The organism is Clostridium sp. SM-530-WT-3G, from assembly GCF_012843905.1.
In the GTDB taxonomy this organism is placed as follows: Bacteria; Bacillota; Clostridia; order Clostridiales; family Clostridiaceae; genus Clostridium.
The window spans coordinates 1-15,832 of the sequence record NZ_JABAGC010000033.1 but is presented as its reverse complement, the minus strand read 5'-3'; the positions used below and the strand labels follow the sequence as shown (position 1 = coordinate 15,832).

12 protein-coding genes and 1 other RNA gene are annotated in these 15,832 nt (G+C 27.3%); 11 read left to right on the top strand and 2 right to left on the bottom strand.

Annotated elements, in window-relative coordinates; genetic code table 11:
- The first annotated feature begins 178 nt into the window (after positions 1–178).
- The 10 genes from HF850_RS11525 to HF850_RS11480 all read left to right on the top strand — a co-directional run bounded on the left by HF850_RS11525 (position 179) and on the right by HF850_RS11480 (position 13,301).
- Entirely contained in the window at positions 179–1,168 is a 990-nt protein-coding gene (locus HF850_RS11525; RefSeq protein WP_169105592.1) for a hypothetical protein, read from the top strand.
- 529 nt (positions 1,169–1,697) lie between these two features.
- Positions 1,698–2,933, top strand: a complete 1,236-nt coding sequence (locus HF850_RS11520; protein ID WP_169105591.1) for an ATP-binding protein — start codon at positions 1,698–1,700, stop codon at positions 2,931–2,933.
- Between the two features lie 17 nt (positions 2,934–2,950).
- Positions 2,951–4,237, top strand: coding sequence for a hypothetical protein (locus tag HF850_RS11515; protein WP_169105590.1), 1,287 nt, complete (start codon positions 2,951–2,953; stop codon positions 4,235–4,237).
- Positions 4,238–4,343: 106 nt separating this feature from the next.
- Positions 4,344–5,234: a sulfide/dihydroorotate dehydrogenase-like FAD/NAD-binding protein gene (locus HF850_RS11510; protein WP_169105589.1), complete on the top strand. Its 891-nt coding sequence runs from the start codon at positions 4,344–4,346 to the stop codon at positions 5,232–5,234.
- On the top strand, positions 5,234–6,625 hold the full coding sequence (gene gltA, locus HF850_RS11505) for an NADPH-dependent glutamate synthase (protein ID WP_169105588.1): 1,392 nt from the start codon (positions 5,234–5,236) through the stop codon (positions 6,623–6,625). The genes HF850_RS11510 and gltA overlap by 1 nt, the downstream gene beginning before the upstream one ends.
- A 179-nt stretch (positions 6,626–6,804) precedes the next feature.
- Positions 6,805–8,715 (top strand): glycerophosphodiester phosphodiesterase, encoded by a 1,911-nt coding sequence (locus tag HF850_RS11500; RefSeq protein ID WP_169105587.1) that lies wholly within the window; start codon positions 6,805–6,807, stop codon positions 8,713–8,715.
- A 235-nt stretch (positions 8,716–8,950) separates the two neighbouring features.
- Positions 8,951–9,308, top strand: a transfer-messenger RNA (tmRNA) gene (gene ssrA, locus HF850_RS11495).
- 351 nt (positions 9,309–9,659) lie between these two features.
- Positions 9,660–10,634, top strand: a complete 975-nt coding sequence (locus HF850_RS11490; RefSeq protein ID WP_243159477.1) for a LacI family DNA-binding transcriptional regulator — start codon at positions 9,660–9,662, stop codon at positions 10,632–10,634.
- A gap of 290 nt (positions 10,635–10,924) precedes the next feature.
- The gene (locus HF850_RS11485) at positions 10,925–12,244 is read left to right on the top strand and encodes a transposase (RefSeq protein WP_169105585.1); all 1,320 of its coding nucleotides are present in this window, start codon (positions 10,925–10,927) and stop codon (positions 12,242–12,244) included.
- Between the two features lie 163 nt (positions 12,245–12,407).
- Positions 12,408–13,301 carry a multicopper oxidase domain-containing protein gene (locus HF850_RS11480; RefSeq protein ID WP_169105584.1) on the top strand — a complete coding sequence of 298 codons (894 nt, stop codon included), beginning with the start codon at positions 12,408–12,410 and terminating at the stop codon, positions 13,299–13,301.
- Between the two features lie 344 nt (positions 13,302–13,645).
- Here the strand turns inward: HF850_RS11480 and HF850_RS11475 are convergent, their stop codons facing one another.
- A complete protein-coding gene (locus tag HF850_RS11475) occupies positions 13,646–13,888 on the bottom strand; it encodes a hypothetical protein (RefSeq protein WP_169105583.1) in 243 nt (80 codons plus the stop codon).
- A gap of 144 nt (positions 13,889–14,032) precedes the next feature.
- On the opposite strand from HF850_RS11475, the gene HF850_RS11470 reads away from it, so the two are divergent.
- Positions 14,033–14,329, top strand: a complete 297-nt coding sequence (locus HF850_RS11470) for a hypothetical protein (RefSeq protein ID WP_169105582.1) — start codon at positions 14,033–14,035, stop codon at positions 14,327–14,329.
- 53 nt (positions 14,330–14,382) lie between these two features.
- Here the strand turns inward: HF850_RS11470 and HF850_RS11465 are convergent, their stop codons facing one another.
- The gene (locus tag HF850_RS11465) at positions 14,383–15,660 is read right to left on the bottom strand and encodes a sulfite exporter TauE/SafE family protein (protein ID WP_169105581.1); all 1,278 of its coding nucleotides are present in this window, start codon (positions 15,658–15,660) and stop codon (positions 14,383–14,385) included.
- Between the last annotated feature and the right edge of the window lie 172 nt (positions 15,661–15,832).

The window sequence follows — 15,832 nt, the reverse complement described above, 5'->3', positions numbered from 1 at the left end:
TTTTATATACATGAATACAAATGAAGTATATAGCTCATAATAAAAATTTAAATTATACATAAATAAATTTAAGATAATATTAAGATAAATATAAAAAAATTTACAATAAATACAAGTAGGAGGTGCTATAATAAAAATACAAAAAATACCAAACACGCTTTTTATGGAGGAATGAAAAATGAAAATGAAAAAAACTTTATCTATTGTTATGACTGCAACAATGAGCTTGATTACATTTACAGGATGTGGACAAACAACAAATAATTATATGAAAGAAGTAACTAAAACATTAGAATGGGGAGCATGTTCTTCAGAATCAAAGGGAACTTTAAATCTTGAAGCTAATAAAGCTGCACAGAATGTATCTATATCTTTTTCTTCAACAGCATTTAAATCAGGCGATAAATCATATTCAGAGATTAAATTTACAGATCCAAGTGGTGTATTTAATATTCCAGAAATTAAAGCATATACAGATGGAGCAACTGCTTATATAAATAAATCATATTATGAGGGAATATACACAATGATGGGACAGGCGGTTCCAGAAGGATTAAAAAATATTAATGCAGAGTATATTGCAATAGATTCTGGAATGAATAATGTGGAATTAAATAAAATGATGACTGATCCTAATGAAATAATAAAACTTTCTGAATCAATTTTTGGTGATAGCGATATAGATTTACCATATACTCAAAATGGAAGAGAATATACTATGGATCTAGATTCAGATCAAATGGTAGATTTAGGGGTAAAAGGAATAAAGGCTTTATCTAAAAATTTAGATAATGTAAATAATACTTTTGCATTAGAATTAAATGCAGAACAGATAGCAGAAATTAAAAATCAAATTGCATCTGAAGGATTTACACAAGGAGTAACTTCTATAAAGGATGCTATAAAAGGTTCAACAATTTCTTCTAAAGAAGTATTTGAAGATGACAAATATACTTCAGCTTCTAATATTAATATTGAAATTAAAGATTTAGGTAAAGTTTCATTAGTTGTTAATGCTACAAGTACTAAAGCTGAAAATAAAGAAATAAGCTTGCCAACTAGTGTTGCTAAGCTTACTCCAGAGCAATATACTCAATTAATTGGTAATGAACAGCAAGTATCAGTTAATAATTCAGCATTAACTAAAATAGCGGAAGTAACAAAATAATCGAATATATTAATTTTTAGCTAAAGGATTTAAACACTAAGTAAAACATGTATTTATTAGTTTTACTTAGTGTTTTTTAATTTTTCCCCAAAAAGTTATTTGAACATATTGAATTGAACAATATTATCATATCAATGTTCATAGTTCATAACAATATGTTCAAGAAAATAATGGTACAAAACTGATTTGTTAGAAAAAACAAGAAAAATGGAAATAACTTGGAATAAATGTTGATAAATAACAAAAAAAGTGCTATAATTAATAATCGAACATATATAAATAAAAACAGTGATAAAAGTATATAAAAATTAATTGAAGAGTTTATGGAATATATGACAAAAGTAAAAAATCTATGAGATATTGAGAAAAAATTAATATATCTAAGTAAACTAGAAGATAAAAAGCAGAAATAACTTAGTAAAAAGATAAAGGTATAAAAGTAAAAAATTATTTAAATTATGGTTCAATATGGTTTAAGAGTAAGTGTAGGAATTACATTATAGAAAACTATGATTGGCATGGGGGAATAATGATTTTTAATAACTATTTTTTAATTGATTTCCTAAGCTATGCATATCAAGGCGGCGTATTTCTTTATGCAGTATCGAAGTGCTTAAGTGAGGATATGAAAATAGATAGGATTAAATGGGTGAAATCTTTCTTGATTTTTATATTGTTAACACTTGGATTAATGCTAATGCTAGATGGAAAATCAATTATTATAATTGAGGCTCATTGTATAGGATTTTTTTTGATATGTGGAACAATTTATAAGGATAAGCTACATGAGGCCATACTTGCATATTCTGCATGTTATTATGAATGCCTTATGTATTCAGCAACTAAGTATGTTCTCTTTGGAGATGGGATTGAATTTACACTTGTAAATTCTATAGTTGTAGTTGTATTAATGGTTGTATATTGGTATGGAGCAAAAAGTGTAGTTGAGGTATATGACGATATAAAGAATAAAGTAAGATATAGATTTTTAATAATTATCTTAAGTTTTGTAGCAGACATTTTCTTAATTATTACTGAAGTTTTATCAATAAGTCATGTGAAATTACTTGAAATATTTATATTTAAAGGATTTGTAGTATTTTTTGTTTTATACTTAATTTTATGTATGATTAGATATTTTAAAGTTAAGAAAACGGTAAATCTGAATTTTAAATTAAATTATATAAATAGAGAACTAAAAAAAATTAAGGACTGTCATGGAAATGCAATTGAGGAGATAAATAATCTATATAAAGAGGGGAAAATAGAAGAAGTAGGTCAGAAGCTTAAAGATATAATTAATAATAATGGGGAAGCCAGTAGTATTGAAGTAAGTAATGAAAAAAGTATTTCTATATTACAGATGACCTTAGTGCAGGCAATTAAAGAAGGCGTAAATGTCAATATAGATGAGAGATATAGCCTTGAAATGGTAGATATAGATAAGATGGAATTATATAGAATAATATTAAATATAACTAATAACGCACGAAGATTTGCTGGAAAAAATGGAATAATAAATGCAAAAACATATAGGGAAGAAGATAATGTAATAATTATTATAGAAAATAATGGACCTAAAATAGAAGAAGATCAGCTGGAAAATATATTTAGTGCTGGATTTACTACAAAAAGAAATTATGATAGAAGTCACGGCTTTGGATTAAATATAGTAAAAGAATTAGTTGAAAAGAATAATGGGCATGTTGAAGTAAGTAGTACAGATTTAATTACAAGTTTTAAAATATCACTACCTTGTGATTAATATATTTTGGGGGTATTATGAGAAGTTTTATATTTTTATGGATTCAATTAATTTTAGAAATACTATGGATTATTAAAATAATTAATATAAATGTGCGTAGTAAAAAAAATATAATAGCTGTAAATATGGTTTTAATCATGTTAAATGCTATTGTTCTTTTGAATATTGGTAATATTTTTAAGACAATGGTACTACTTCATATTATTAATTTAACCTATATTTTTTATTTCTATAAGGAAAATCGGAAAAAGGCTGTAATGTCATACGCAGTAGCATATTTTATTTGTTTATCTATTAATTATCTTCAGATAAATGGTGTGTGTGTGAAAACAATTGAATTTCTTACTAAATGTAAGGTTAAAGTAGATAATTTTTGTTTTATTAATTTTTGCTTTTTTGTCTTATTCATGAGTATAAGTAGTATTTTTTATGACTATATAAAAAGGTATGTTCATGTTATAAGTAAAAATGTAATACTTACTATTTTAATGATTATATCAGGATTCTTTTTGGATATGTTGATAATAGATTCATTTAGTAAAAATATTATTGAGTATAGTGGTGACGGTATTGTTAATGTTATATATACAATAATGATTATAAATAAGATTATGATAATAAATATATTATTATTTACAATGGCAATAGTATATATCACCATAGAATTTGATAATAAACTTGATAGCATGGAAGAAGTTAATACAGCATTAGAAATTAAAAATAATGAACTAAGAAAAATAAAACATGATTACGGAGCACAGATATCATACTTATATGGATTATATTTATTACGTAGATGGAAAGAATTAGGGGAATCTTTGGATAAAATATGTGTAAAAAATAGTCAAGTATCTAATGTTGTATCTATAAAGAATAATGAGAATTCTGTTATATATAAAGCATTAAAACCAGCATTAGATGAAGGAATACATGTTTTATTAGAAGAAGGTATAGAAAGTAATCAGATTGATATAAATGATGATGTACTATTTTATATATTGTCTTCAATAAGAGAAAATACAGTTAATTATTTAGAACATGATGGAATAATAATAGTCAGAGTTTATAAAGTATTTGAAAGTGCAGTTATTGAAATAGAAAACAGCTGTACTCATGTGCGAGATAAAAAAATTATTAATTTAATAAAAGAAATTTATTTCAATTTCATTGATGGATGGGAAGATATATATAACCTTAATGAAATAAAAAAATTAATAGAAGAAAATAATGGGGATATATATATAAAAAATAAGTATATATCTACTTTAATAAATATAAATTTTCCTTTAGTAAATGAGGGTTAAAGCATATATAATACAGAATAATATATAAAAAGTTAATATATAATATTCTGAAAAAAATATATTGAGCGTAATATATATTAGCAAGTTTATAAAGGAGAGCTGATATATGTACAAAATTGTAAGCAAAGAACAGCTTACAGAAAATATATTTCAAATGGAAATATATGCGGAGAAGATTGCTTCAAGTGCAAAACCAGGACAGTTTATAATTGTGAAAAATACAGAAAAAGGTGAAAGAATTCCACTTACAATTGCCGATAGTAATGATAGTAAAGGAACAATAACAGTTGTATTTCAAACTGTTGGGAAGAGCACCATGGAACTTTCTCAATTTAAAACAGATGAAGAATTATGTGATGTTGTAGGACCTCTTGGAAAACCAAGTGAATTTGTAACCGATAGCATAGATAATTTAAAACATAAAAAGATTATTTTTGTAGCTGGAGGTGTAGGAGCTGCTCCTGTATATCCTCAAGTTAAATGGATGAAAAATCATGAGATTGATGTTGATGTTATTTTAGGCAGCAGAACTAAAGAGCTTCTTATTTATGAAGATAAATTAAGATCAGTAGCTGGAAATTTATATGTTTCAACTGATGATGGTTCATATGGTTTTAATGGTAGAGTTACAGATTGTTTAAGTGATTTAGTAAATAATAAAAATAAAAAATACGATTACGCAGTTGTAATAGGTCCTATGATTATGATGAAGTTTATGTCTAAGCTTACTAAAGAATTAAATATTCCTACTACAGTAAGTGTAAATCCTATAATGGTAGATGGAACTGGAATGTGTGGTGCTTGCAGGGTGACTGTTGGAAATGAAGTTAAGTTTGCATGTGTAGATGGTCCTGAATTTGATGGACATTTAATTGATTATGATGAGTCTATAAGAAGACAGGCTATGTATAAAACTGAAGAAGGACGTGCTGTTTTGAAATTGAGGGAAGGCAGTACTTTTAGTAATGGATCATGTGGATGCAGAGGTGATAAATAATGAGCAGAAACATTAAATTATCAAGGGTGCAAGTAAGAGAGCAGAAACCTGAAATCAGGGCAAAGAATTTTAAAGAGGTATGCTTTGGATATAATGAAGATGAAGCAGTTGAAGAAGCTTCAAGATGTTTAAACTGTAAGACCCCTAAATGTGTTGCAGGATGTCCTGTTTTTATAAATATACCAGCATTTATATCAAAGATAAAGAATAATGATTTTGAGGGAGCAGCTAAAGAAATTGCAAAATATAGTTCACTTCCAGCAGTATGTGGTAGGGTATGTCCTCAAGAAAAGCAATGTGAGGGTAAATGCGTTCTTGGGATAAAAGGAGAGCCGTTATCTATAGGAAAGCTTGAACGTTTTATAGCAGATTGGTCTAATGAAAATAATATAGACTTAACAAATAAAAAGCCAAGTAATGGTATGAAGGTAGCTGTTATTGGAGCAGGACCATCAGGGCTTACATGTGCAGGAGATTTAGCTAAAATGGGATATGAAGTAACTATATTTGAAGCACTTCATAAAGCAGGTGGAGTTTTAGTTTATGGTATCCCAGAATTCAGACTTCCAAAGAAGAGTGTTGTAGAAAGGGAAATAGAGAATATAAAGAAGCTTGGAGTTAAAATTGAAACTAATGTTATCATTGGAAGAACTATAACATTAGATCATTTATTTGAAAAGGAAAACTTTAAAGCTGCATTTATAGGATCAGGAGCAGGACTTCCCAAATTTATGGGGATTAAAGGTGAAAATGCAAATGGAGTATTTTCTGCTAATGAATTTTTAACAAGAGTTAATTTAATGAAGGCTGCAGATGAGAGTTATGATACTCCTGTAAATATAGGCAATAAAACAGTTATAGTAGGTGGGGGAAATGTTGCTATGGATGCAGCAAGAACAGCACTTAGACTAGGATCAGAAAGTCATATTGTATATAGAAGAAGTGAGGAAGAACTTCCAGCGAGAGCAGAAGAAGTACATCATGCAAAAGAAGAGGGAATTATTTTTGATTTATTAACTAATCCTGTAGAAATATTAGCAGATGAGAATGGATGGGTTAAAGGAATTAAATGCGTAAAAATGAAATTAGGTGAGGCAGATGAGTCAGGAAGAAGAAGGCCAGTTGAAATACCTGAATCTGAATTTGTCATAGATGCAGATACAGTTATTATGGCACTTGGAACATCACCAAATCCTCTTATTTCATCTACTACAGAAGGATTAGAGATTAATAAAAAACGATGTATAATAGCTGAAGAGGAAACAGGTCTTACAACTAAAAAGGGTGTTTATGCAGGTGGAGATGCTGTAACAGGTGCTGCTACAGTAATACTTGCTATGGGAGCTGGAAAAAAAGCAGCTACAGCCATAGATAATTATTTAAAAAAATAGAAAATTTTTTGAAAATGTATTATACTTATTACAAAGCAATAGGTAATTAGGAAAGAATGATTATAATATAGTTAAGATAAAAGATGCAGGCGGATTCTATAGAGAATCTGCCTGATTTATATAAAAATGTATTGTGAAAATTATATAACTTAAATTAATTATTAATGAGGTTGTAAAAATTGATAGGAAAAATTATTGGAAGAAAAAAAGCTAAAAGGATAAAAAATAGCTATAAATTTTTAAGAAAAAAAGAAATGATTAGCCTGGCTAAAAATACATACAGTAATGCTAAATATAATTTTAAAGCAGTTATATGTTTTGAAATGTGCTATAAAATATTAGTAGCTTTCTTATTTGTACCTATTAATTATTTAATAGTTAATAGATTTATGAAAGCAGAAGGGATTTTTTCGCTTACTAATAAGGAATTTGTTAAGTTTGCAACAACGCCTATGGGAATATTTAGCTCAATTCTTTTGATGCTGATTGCATTTTTTGTAATATTTATAGAAGTATCGGTATTGACTTATGTTGCACATAAATCTCATAAAAAAGAAAAAGTGAATTTGATAGAAGGTATATTTAATAGTTTTTCGATAGTTCCTAAGACATTAGGTTTTTCTATGATTCCTTTGTTTTTAATTACAGTAGTAATTGGACCACTGATAGGAGTGGGATTTTGTAGTTCTTTAATAAGGAAACTGACAATACCACCATTTGTAACATTAGAACTTTCTAAAACCATGATGGGAAAGATAGCATATATCATTTTTATTATTATAATAGCAATTTTGTTATTTAGGTGGGTATTGGCAATCCCAGAACTTATTATTGAAAATAAGAGTGCTAAAGAGTGTTTGCGAAATAGTAAATTATTTTATAAGAGAAATAGACTTACTCTTTTTGTATATACAACTATTTGGACGATAATAAATACAACTATTTATTTAGTATTAGAACAATTATTTATATTTGAAGAAATTGCTTTGGGAAAAGTATTGGGTAGTAATAGTATTAATTTTTTAATTATAGGAGGAATAATATTATTATTATTTTATATTTTATATGTATTAGTATCTATAATAATGATGCCAATATTTATAAGCTTTCTTGTTGAACTATTTTATAAAATAAGAAATGAAAAAGTACAGGAAAGAAACTTTGCTACTAATGATGATTATAATAGAAATTTTATTTATAAGATTTCAAAGGCAATTGGTAGTACTTATCTTCAGATATCAATAATTTTGTTTGTAATATTCATAGGAATAAAAGGTGCAGATATAATTTTTAATAAGACAATTCCTATTGATACTCAGATTACAGCTCATAGAGGAAGTACACTTAATGCTCCTGAAAATAGTATAGCATCTATAAAAGAAGCTATAAATGAAGGTGCAGATTTTGCAGAAATTGATGTTCAGACAACAAAAGATGACGTACCAGTACTTTTTCATGATACTAGTTTAAAGAGGATTGCTGGAAGTAATAAAGAAATTAAAGATTTATTATATGAGGAAGTATCTAAAATAGATAATGGATCATATTATGATCCGGAATTTTCTAATGAAAAAATACCGTCATTAGAAGATATACTAAAAGAAGCAAAGGGAAAAATTAAGCTTAATATAGAACTTAAACCTATGAAAGAAAATGATACTGTAGCAAAGAAAACTATAGAATTAATTAAAAAATATAATATGGAAGATGAAGTTGTAATAACTTCACTTAATTATAATTGTTTAATGGAGGCTAAGTCATATGATCCTATGATTAAGTATGGATATATTATTGCAGTAAGTGCAGGAGAACTGAAAAATATTGATGTAGATTTTTTAAGTATTGAAAGTTCTTTAGTAAATCCTGAACTTATAACTAAGATTCATGATATGAATAAAGAAATACATGCATGGACTATTGATAGTAAAGATACTGCTGAAGATATGATTGCTCTTGGAGTAGATAATATAATTACAGATGATGTACCAATGGTTCATAAGATAAAAAATAGTATGGATTGGAGTAGTAGAAATTATCTTCAATTTTATCTAGAAAGTATTGTGAATATAGGGAAGTATGCACGAATATAAGATAAAGATTATAATGTGAATATATTAGCTTTTTAATTGCTAATATATTCACATTATATTTTTAAACTAAAAACAAAAAAATTTAAAATAGTATATATAAAATTAATTGTAAAAAACAATTTTTTATTAAAGAAATACCCAACTTGACACTGCTAATTTATTGAGCTATAATCAGTTATACAAGATGAACTTAGTTGAAAATTAAATATAAAGTTATTAAACCATCTTAACCTATGGGGGTGTTTTGGCTTCGACGGGGAGAGAAGCGGTTTATTAAGCGAGTCGAGGGAAGCATGTGTCCTCGTTAATAAAGTATGCATTAAATGTAAACGCAGAAGATAATTTTGCATTAGCAGCTTAGTTTAATAGCTGCTCATCAGCCCGGGTTGCCTACGGCTCGGATCACTGGTGTCATTAAAGTGGGAAACGAAGTTTAGCAAAGCTTTGAGCTAAAGGGGTATTTATGAAGCTACTGATTAGGTAAGCCTGTTTATGGGCGTGCCTATGAGGGAATGTCAAAACATAAACTGCACTCGGAGAAAGATAGATGGCGCTCTTTTCGGACACGGGTTCGACACCCGTCACCTCCACCACAAAACCCACGAAAATCATAATTTTGGTTTTTCGTGGGTGTTTTTTGATATAATATAACTATATATATATACGCAATTAACCAGAATTCATAATGAATAAAACAACATATCAAGACGTAATAAAAGTAGTATAGAAGGCATGTGATACTTTTAGTGGAACTATGGATAGTTCAAAATATAGGGAGTATATGTTAACATAAAACAATTATTGGAGATACTTATGTAAATAATATTACAAATTAGCTTGTTATAACTGTATTAGAAAGAGCATAATATCTATCTGTGGGAGATTTTTTAATAATTACATGATATAATAATAAAAAATAAGAATGAGGTGATATTGTGGCGAATATGAATGATGTCGCTAAAAAAGCTGGCGTATCTAGAGGTACAGTATCGAATTATATAAATAACGTAAAAGTAAAAGAAGCTTCAAGAATAAAGATAGAGCAAGCTATAAAAGAGTTAGGATATGTACCCAATGTAGCGGCAAGAGAATTAAAAACAAAAACAGCTAGTAATGTAGTATTTATATTACCTACAGTATGGAATCCGTTTTTTTCTGAACTTACATATTATTTGCAAATAGAATTAAAAAAAATAGGAAAAAAGATGTTGTTATGTAATTCTGAAAATGATTATTTAGCAGAGATAGAATATATTGAAATGGCAAAACAAAATAAAGTATATGGCATTATATCAATATCTTATAGTAATATATTACCTTACTTGACTGAAAGTTTACCATATGTTGCTATAGAAAGATATTACAATAAATCAATACCCTATGTAACTAGTGATAATGTAAATGGAAGCAAACTAGCAGTAAATGAATTATATAAAAGGAAATGTAAAAATTTATTACATATTACAAGAAAAATAGAAAATAATGCAGCTTTAAATGATAGAAAATTTGGATTTGAAGTTGCATGTAAAGAATTAAATTTAAATTATAACATTTTTAACTGCAACTGTACCTCTAGTGAATTTCGCAATGAAGTAAGTAAATTTATAAAAGAATCATATACTAAAGGAATTAAATTTGATGGCATATTTTGTGCCACAGATAGATATGCACAGTATGTTATTGAAGCTCTTGACGACATAAAAATAAAAATACCAGATGATGTTCAAATAATAGGATTTGATGGAGTTAAAAGTTATCCTAATGAGCATTTGAAAATTTCCACAATAAAACAAGATGTTGAAAGACTTGCAATAGAAGCGGTTAATATACTTCAACTTATAGTAAATAAAAATAAAGTTATAAAAAGCAAAACACTGCCAGTAAGTTTTTTGCAAATAGAAACAACAAAAAAATTATAATAGATTAAAATCGTAGTTTGGTTAACTATGATTTTTTTATTTATAGAAAATTGTATTTCAGTAGAATCCATGTATGACTTTAAAAAGTAGGAAAATACACAGTTTGAGAAGTAAATTTTTATAAAAATAAATAATTTAGAATTAGCAATAAAATAATTATTTTGAATAATATTTACACCACTTTACAAGTAATTAAATTACCATAAAATACAACGAACCAAAAACCGTTTCCAGTACAAACTAATCATAACAACCAATAAAACTCTTTTGTAAGGACGGTGTTTGGTTCTATGAATAGTATTGGTAATAATTCACTAATTAACACATTAAAAAAATATTTAAATGCATATAATAATATTTTTTACAAACGAAGTTTTGATAACTTTCAGATAATAGTAATTTCAATTCTATATATGCAAGAAGTTAAGTCTATAAAATTACTTTATGATAAATTTATAAGAAAGTATTGGGACATCTGCTTAAATAGATTTTACTATTTCTTATCGGAAAAGAATTTTAATATAACCGAGTTAGCGATAGCAACTATCAACATTTTAATAAAGCTTATTCCAAATGAATTAAAAAATAATATAACTATTTATCTAATAGTTGATGATACACTTCAAAGTAAATTTGGAAAACATTTTGATTGTTATAGTAAGCTATTTGATCATACAAGTAAAAATGGATCTAATTATTTAAATGGGCATTGTTTTGTATGTTTAGCTATGGCTATTCCAGTAATGTATAATAAAAAAATTCATTATATTAAAATTCCAGTGCAATACAAACTCTATGATAAATCAAAAACAAAATTAAAATTAGCTGCTGATATGGTAGCATCCGTTGCCCCTGAACTTGAAGAATATCAAGTCATAGTTACATGTGACTCTTGGTATACTAAAAAGCCATTTATAAATGAAATTGAAAAATTTGCAAATATAAATGTTTTAGGCGCTTTGCGTTCGGATACTGTGATGTATGAAGTTTCATATGAAAAACATACAGGAAAAAGGGGCCGTCCTAGAAAAAGAGGTCATAGAATTAATTATAAAACTCTTGATTATGTTAAAGACGGCAAATATTTCATAGCTCATACACAAGCAAAAACAAATTTGACAGATAAAATTGTGTATATAACAGTTACTACTACCGACATAGAGACTTTCAAGTCTGTACGTTTATATATGAGCACAATAAATCCTGATGATATCAATAGTTTTGATAATTCAACAGCAAATGATTCTGATAAACTTGATAAAACAATTTATAATATTTACAAAGTTCGTTGGAATATTGAAGTAATATTTTATCAACAAAAAACTTTTTGGTCATTTAGTAATTATATGGTAAGAAGTAAAGCTGGTATAGAGAAGTATGTCAATTTACTAGGGGTAGCCTATACCATGTGTATTACTTTACCTTTTATAAATGAGCAATTTTCTAAATATCAATTTCAAAGTCCACAAGAATTTAAATATCACTTGTCAGAAGGCATTCTCAAGGAATTATTTATTGATAAGTTGTTGAAAACACTACAATCTGTAAAAAATATTATAACAATTAAAGATGCTATTAATTACTTTGCTTCGCAAGACGAAGTCAGCTAATTTTATTGTAAAGTGGTGTAGTAAATTAGATAGAAAATAAATATCAGAGGATATATAAATATTATTTTATATATCCTCTTTTTACATTTTTAGATGCTAGTGTACTTTATATGAATATATTTGAATAGTTATGATAATATAAACTGCATTAAAGGAGGGGCTTATGGTTATAACACCTGGTATAGAAGATTTGGAATATGAAATTAAAAATGGAGTAAAACATTTTACTTTAGTAGCAGAGGAAGTAGATATAGAAATACTTCCAGGTATTTTTGCTAAAGGAATGGGATATAATGGTTGTTCACCAGGACCTACAATAAGAGTAAAACCATGTGATAAGGTTTGTATAAGGGTAATAAATAACTTAAAGTATAAAACAAGTGTCCATTGGCATGGATTAGAAGTACCTAATAATATGGATGGAGTACCAGCTGTTGAGCCAACTCCATATATAAATCCTGGATGTTACTTTGACTATTGTTTTGAGATAATCAATCCTCCAGGAACTTATATGTATCACTCTCATGTAGGCGTCGTAATTCAAAATAATGCAGGGTTACTTGGAGGTCTTATAGTTGAAGATCCATGCAATGAAGACCGTCAAAATTATAAAGATTATTTACTTTTACTACAAGAATGGTATTTAAAAGGACTTAAACCATGTGAATTAAAACCGGGTAAATATGAACTTGATTTTATGAAACATGAATTTAATTTTTTTACTATAAATGGGAGATGCTTTCCTTATGATAATCCATTACCAGTAAGCTTAGGTGATACTGTTAGAATAAGATTTGGAAATATACAAATGAATCATCATCCTATGCATATTCATGGTCATCAATTCAGTGTTGTAGGAGCTGATGGATATCCAATAAAAAAAGAAAATCAAATTAAAAAAAATACGATATTAGTGGCATCAGGAGAAACATGGGATATAGAATTTACTGCTAATAATCCAGGTATATGGCCGCTACATTGTCATATTCCTCACGATACGTCAAATAATGGATGTGACAAAACAGGTGGAATGTTTACAACAATTAGGTACACTTAAAGATAAAGATATAAAAAGCAGATACCTTAAATAATTTTAAAATTATTTAAGGTATCTGCTTTTTTATTGGCTTATTGTAATTTAATATAGCGTGTTAAATTTTTTTTATATTGATCAAACTCTTCCTTTTGAATATTATTTATAAATTTATCTATGAACTGCTTAACGCTAATGTTTCTGCTGTTAATCCATTTGTTTTATATTCTTCATATAAAACTTGTTTTAGTTTTTCTAACATCAAAATCACTCCTGTATTAAATTTTATTTCTAAGAGTTTTTTAATTTAATGTATATACTTAATAGTTATCCCTTATTTTATATCACTTATATAAATTCTAATGTGCCTATTTTTCAACAGAATTATTGCCTTTATCAGAACAACAAGACTTATTACCTTTAAATAAGAAGAAGAATGCTCCTCCCATAACTAGAGGGCATATAAGTGGAGCTATAAATGATACAGCTAATGCACCTGATTTACTATATGCACCAATTGCAGGAACTGCCAGAAGTAATAACATAGGTATTATACAACACAGAGACAGTGGTAAAAAGCGTTTTAAATTTTTCTTAGTTTCTTTATTCATTTAATTTACCTCCATAAATTTTATGAGATAATATTAATTTAAAAATGTGAATAAAATATGAAATTAAATATTTAAATTTATTCATATTTTATTCATATTTTTTGACTATTATTAAGATAAAAATATGAATAAGGGAGTGTTTACATGAAAAAGTCATTAATAGGAACATTAGCATTAGGATTAGTAATAGGAGTAGTAGCATTAGGAGTAAAAGCATTTGCAAATGAAAAAGAAGTAGCTACTCAATCATTTACTACTAATGTAAATCCAGTAGTATCAAATATAGACCAAAATAGTTCAGCACAAGGGGAATCACAGTTTAAAGTATTAAATCAAGAAACAAATAAATTTGAAAAATTAGATGATAGTGAATATAGAAACTATAATGCTGGACAAAGCTGCCCGCATATTAATTATGGAAGTTATGGGGATATAAATTAATTTAAAAGAATAAAAAAGCTAATCTAAGATAGATTAGCTTTTTTTATATATAATTACTTTTCAACTTTTATACTTCCTCTTATCATTCCCATCCAACAAGTAAAAGATATATCTTGTCCATTTGGATTTATCTCAGCAACTACATCTCCTTTACTCAAATCAATATACTGATCATATTGAGGGAAATACATAACATTATTACAAGAAGTTAGTTCTTCTGCTTTTATAGTAAGTTTTACAGGGATATCTCCTTTTATAAGATTACTTGATGGTTTATAGCCATATCTATTAGCTGTAATAGTAATTTCTTGATATCCGTCAACAATAGGAGCAAGTTCACCAGAAGATTGAGAGATACCACTTAAAAATGGTATATTAATTCCTGTTAATGCTATACCTCTTTGTCCCATAGAAAGACCAAGTATTATTATAAATACTCCGCTATATTTAAATATATTATTACTTAGTTGTTTGCTTAATCTAGATGAGATATATCCAAAACCTAACATTAATGGAACTGTACCTATAGAAAATGCAAACATTGATAAGGCTCCCATTATAAAGCTACCAGTTCCAAGTGCATAAAGTTGCATAGTTTGTAGTGGACCACAAGGCATGAATCCATTTAAAAGGCCGACTATAAAAGGATTTTTGCTGCTCTTACTACAATTTTTTTTCATAAATGGGATACTTATATTAACACCTTTAAATAATTTTATTCCAAACATATTAAGTCCAGCAACTATCATAAATAATGCAGCTATAAGTTGTATTACACCCTGCATTTTCATAGATACAGAAAATACCGATCCTAAAGCACCAATAATTCCTCCTAGTAAAGTATAAGAAATTACTCTACCAATATTATATTTAAGTGCTGTATTAAAAGAAGATTTTTTGCTTGTAAGTAAATTATCCTTATCTAGTGTTTGTGTAAGCATTATTCCACCACACATACCAACACAATGAAGAGATGATAATAAACCAACTACAAATAACATAAAAAGTGATGCATTTTCAAGTAGTGAGTTTGTGTCATAACCAAGTAAAGAATTGCTACTTAAAAATAACATTATAACAACCATTAATCCTAGGCCTAAAAATTTACTAAAAGAATTTTTATTAGTTGAGTAGCCTGCTTTTTTTATTGCTTTTTTGATTTTGTTTTCATCACAGAGTTCATTTTCATACATAATTATTACATTTGATTGGTTATGATCAGCTTTAACACTTAAGACACCATTTAAATCATTTACCTCTTCTTCAATGGCAGATTCACATGATTTACAGTGCATACCATAAACATCAAATGATTTAGTAATTTTACTCAATATATTCACCTCATTAAATTTATTTTTCTATGAAATTATAGCTTTAGATTATGAAAAAAAGATGAAGATAAAATAATATAGATTGACTTTAATTAAAATAACTAGACTTGTGCAGTAAATAGGAAAAATTTAAGCTACTAGTCCTAATTTGGAAATAGTAGACTCTAGACTA

Excerpts from the sequence above, each read along its gene's own strand:
- HF850_RS11470 (WP_169105582.1), top strand. The coding sequence starts at position 14,033 with ATGAAAAAGTCATTAATAGGAACATTAGCATTAGGATTAGTAATAGGA.
- HF850_RS11485 (WP_169105585.1), top strand. The coding sequence starts at position 10,925 with ATGAATAGTATTGGTAATAATTCACTAATTAACACATTAAAAAAATAT.
- HF850_RS11525 (WP_169105592.1), top strand. The coding sequence starts at position 179 with ATGAAAATGAAAAAAACTTTATCTATTGTTATGACTGCAACAATGAGC.
- HF850_RS11490 (WP_243159477.1), top strand. The coding sequence starts at position 9,660 with ATGAATGATGTCGCTAAAAAAGCTGGCGTATCTAGAGGTACAGTATCG.
- HF850_RS11475 (WP_169105583.1), bottom strand. The coding sequence starts at position 13,888 with ATGAATAAAGAAACTAAGAAAAATTTAAAACGCTTTTTACCACTGTCT.
- HF850_RS11510 (WP_169105589.1), top strand. The coding sequence starts at position 4,344 with ATGTACAAAATTGTAAGCAAAGAACAGCTTACAGAAAATATATTTCAA.
- HF850_RS11520 (WP_169105591.1), top strand. The coding sequence starts at position 1,698 with ATGATTTTTAATAACTATTTTTTAATTGATTTCCTAAGCTATGCATAT.
- HF850_RS11480 (WP_169105584.1), top strand. The coding sequence starts at position 12,408 with ATGGTTATAACACCTGGTATAGAAGATTTGGAATATGAAATTAAAAAT.
- gltA (WP_169105588.1), top strand. The coding sequence starts at position 5,234 with ATGAGCAGAAACATTAAATTATCAAGGGTGCAAGTAAGAGAGCAGAAA.
- HF850_RS11515 (WP_169105590.1), top strand. The coding sequence starts at position 2,951 with ATGAGAAGTTTTATATTTTTATGGATTCAATTAATTTTAGAAATACTA.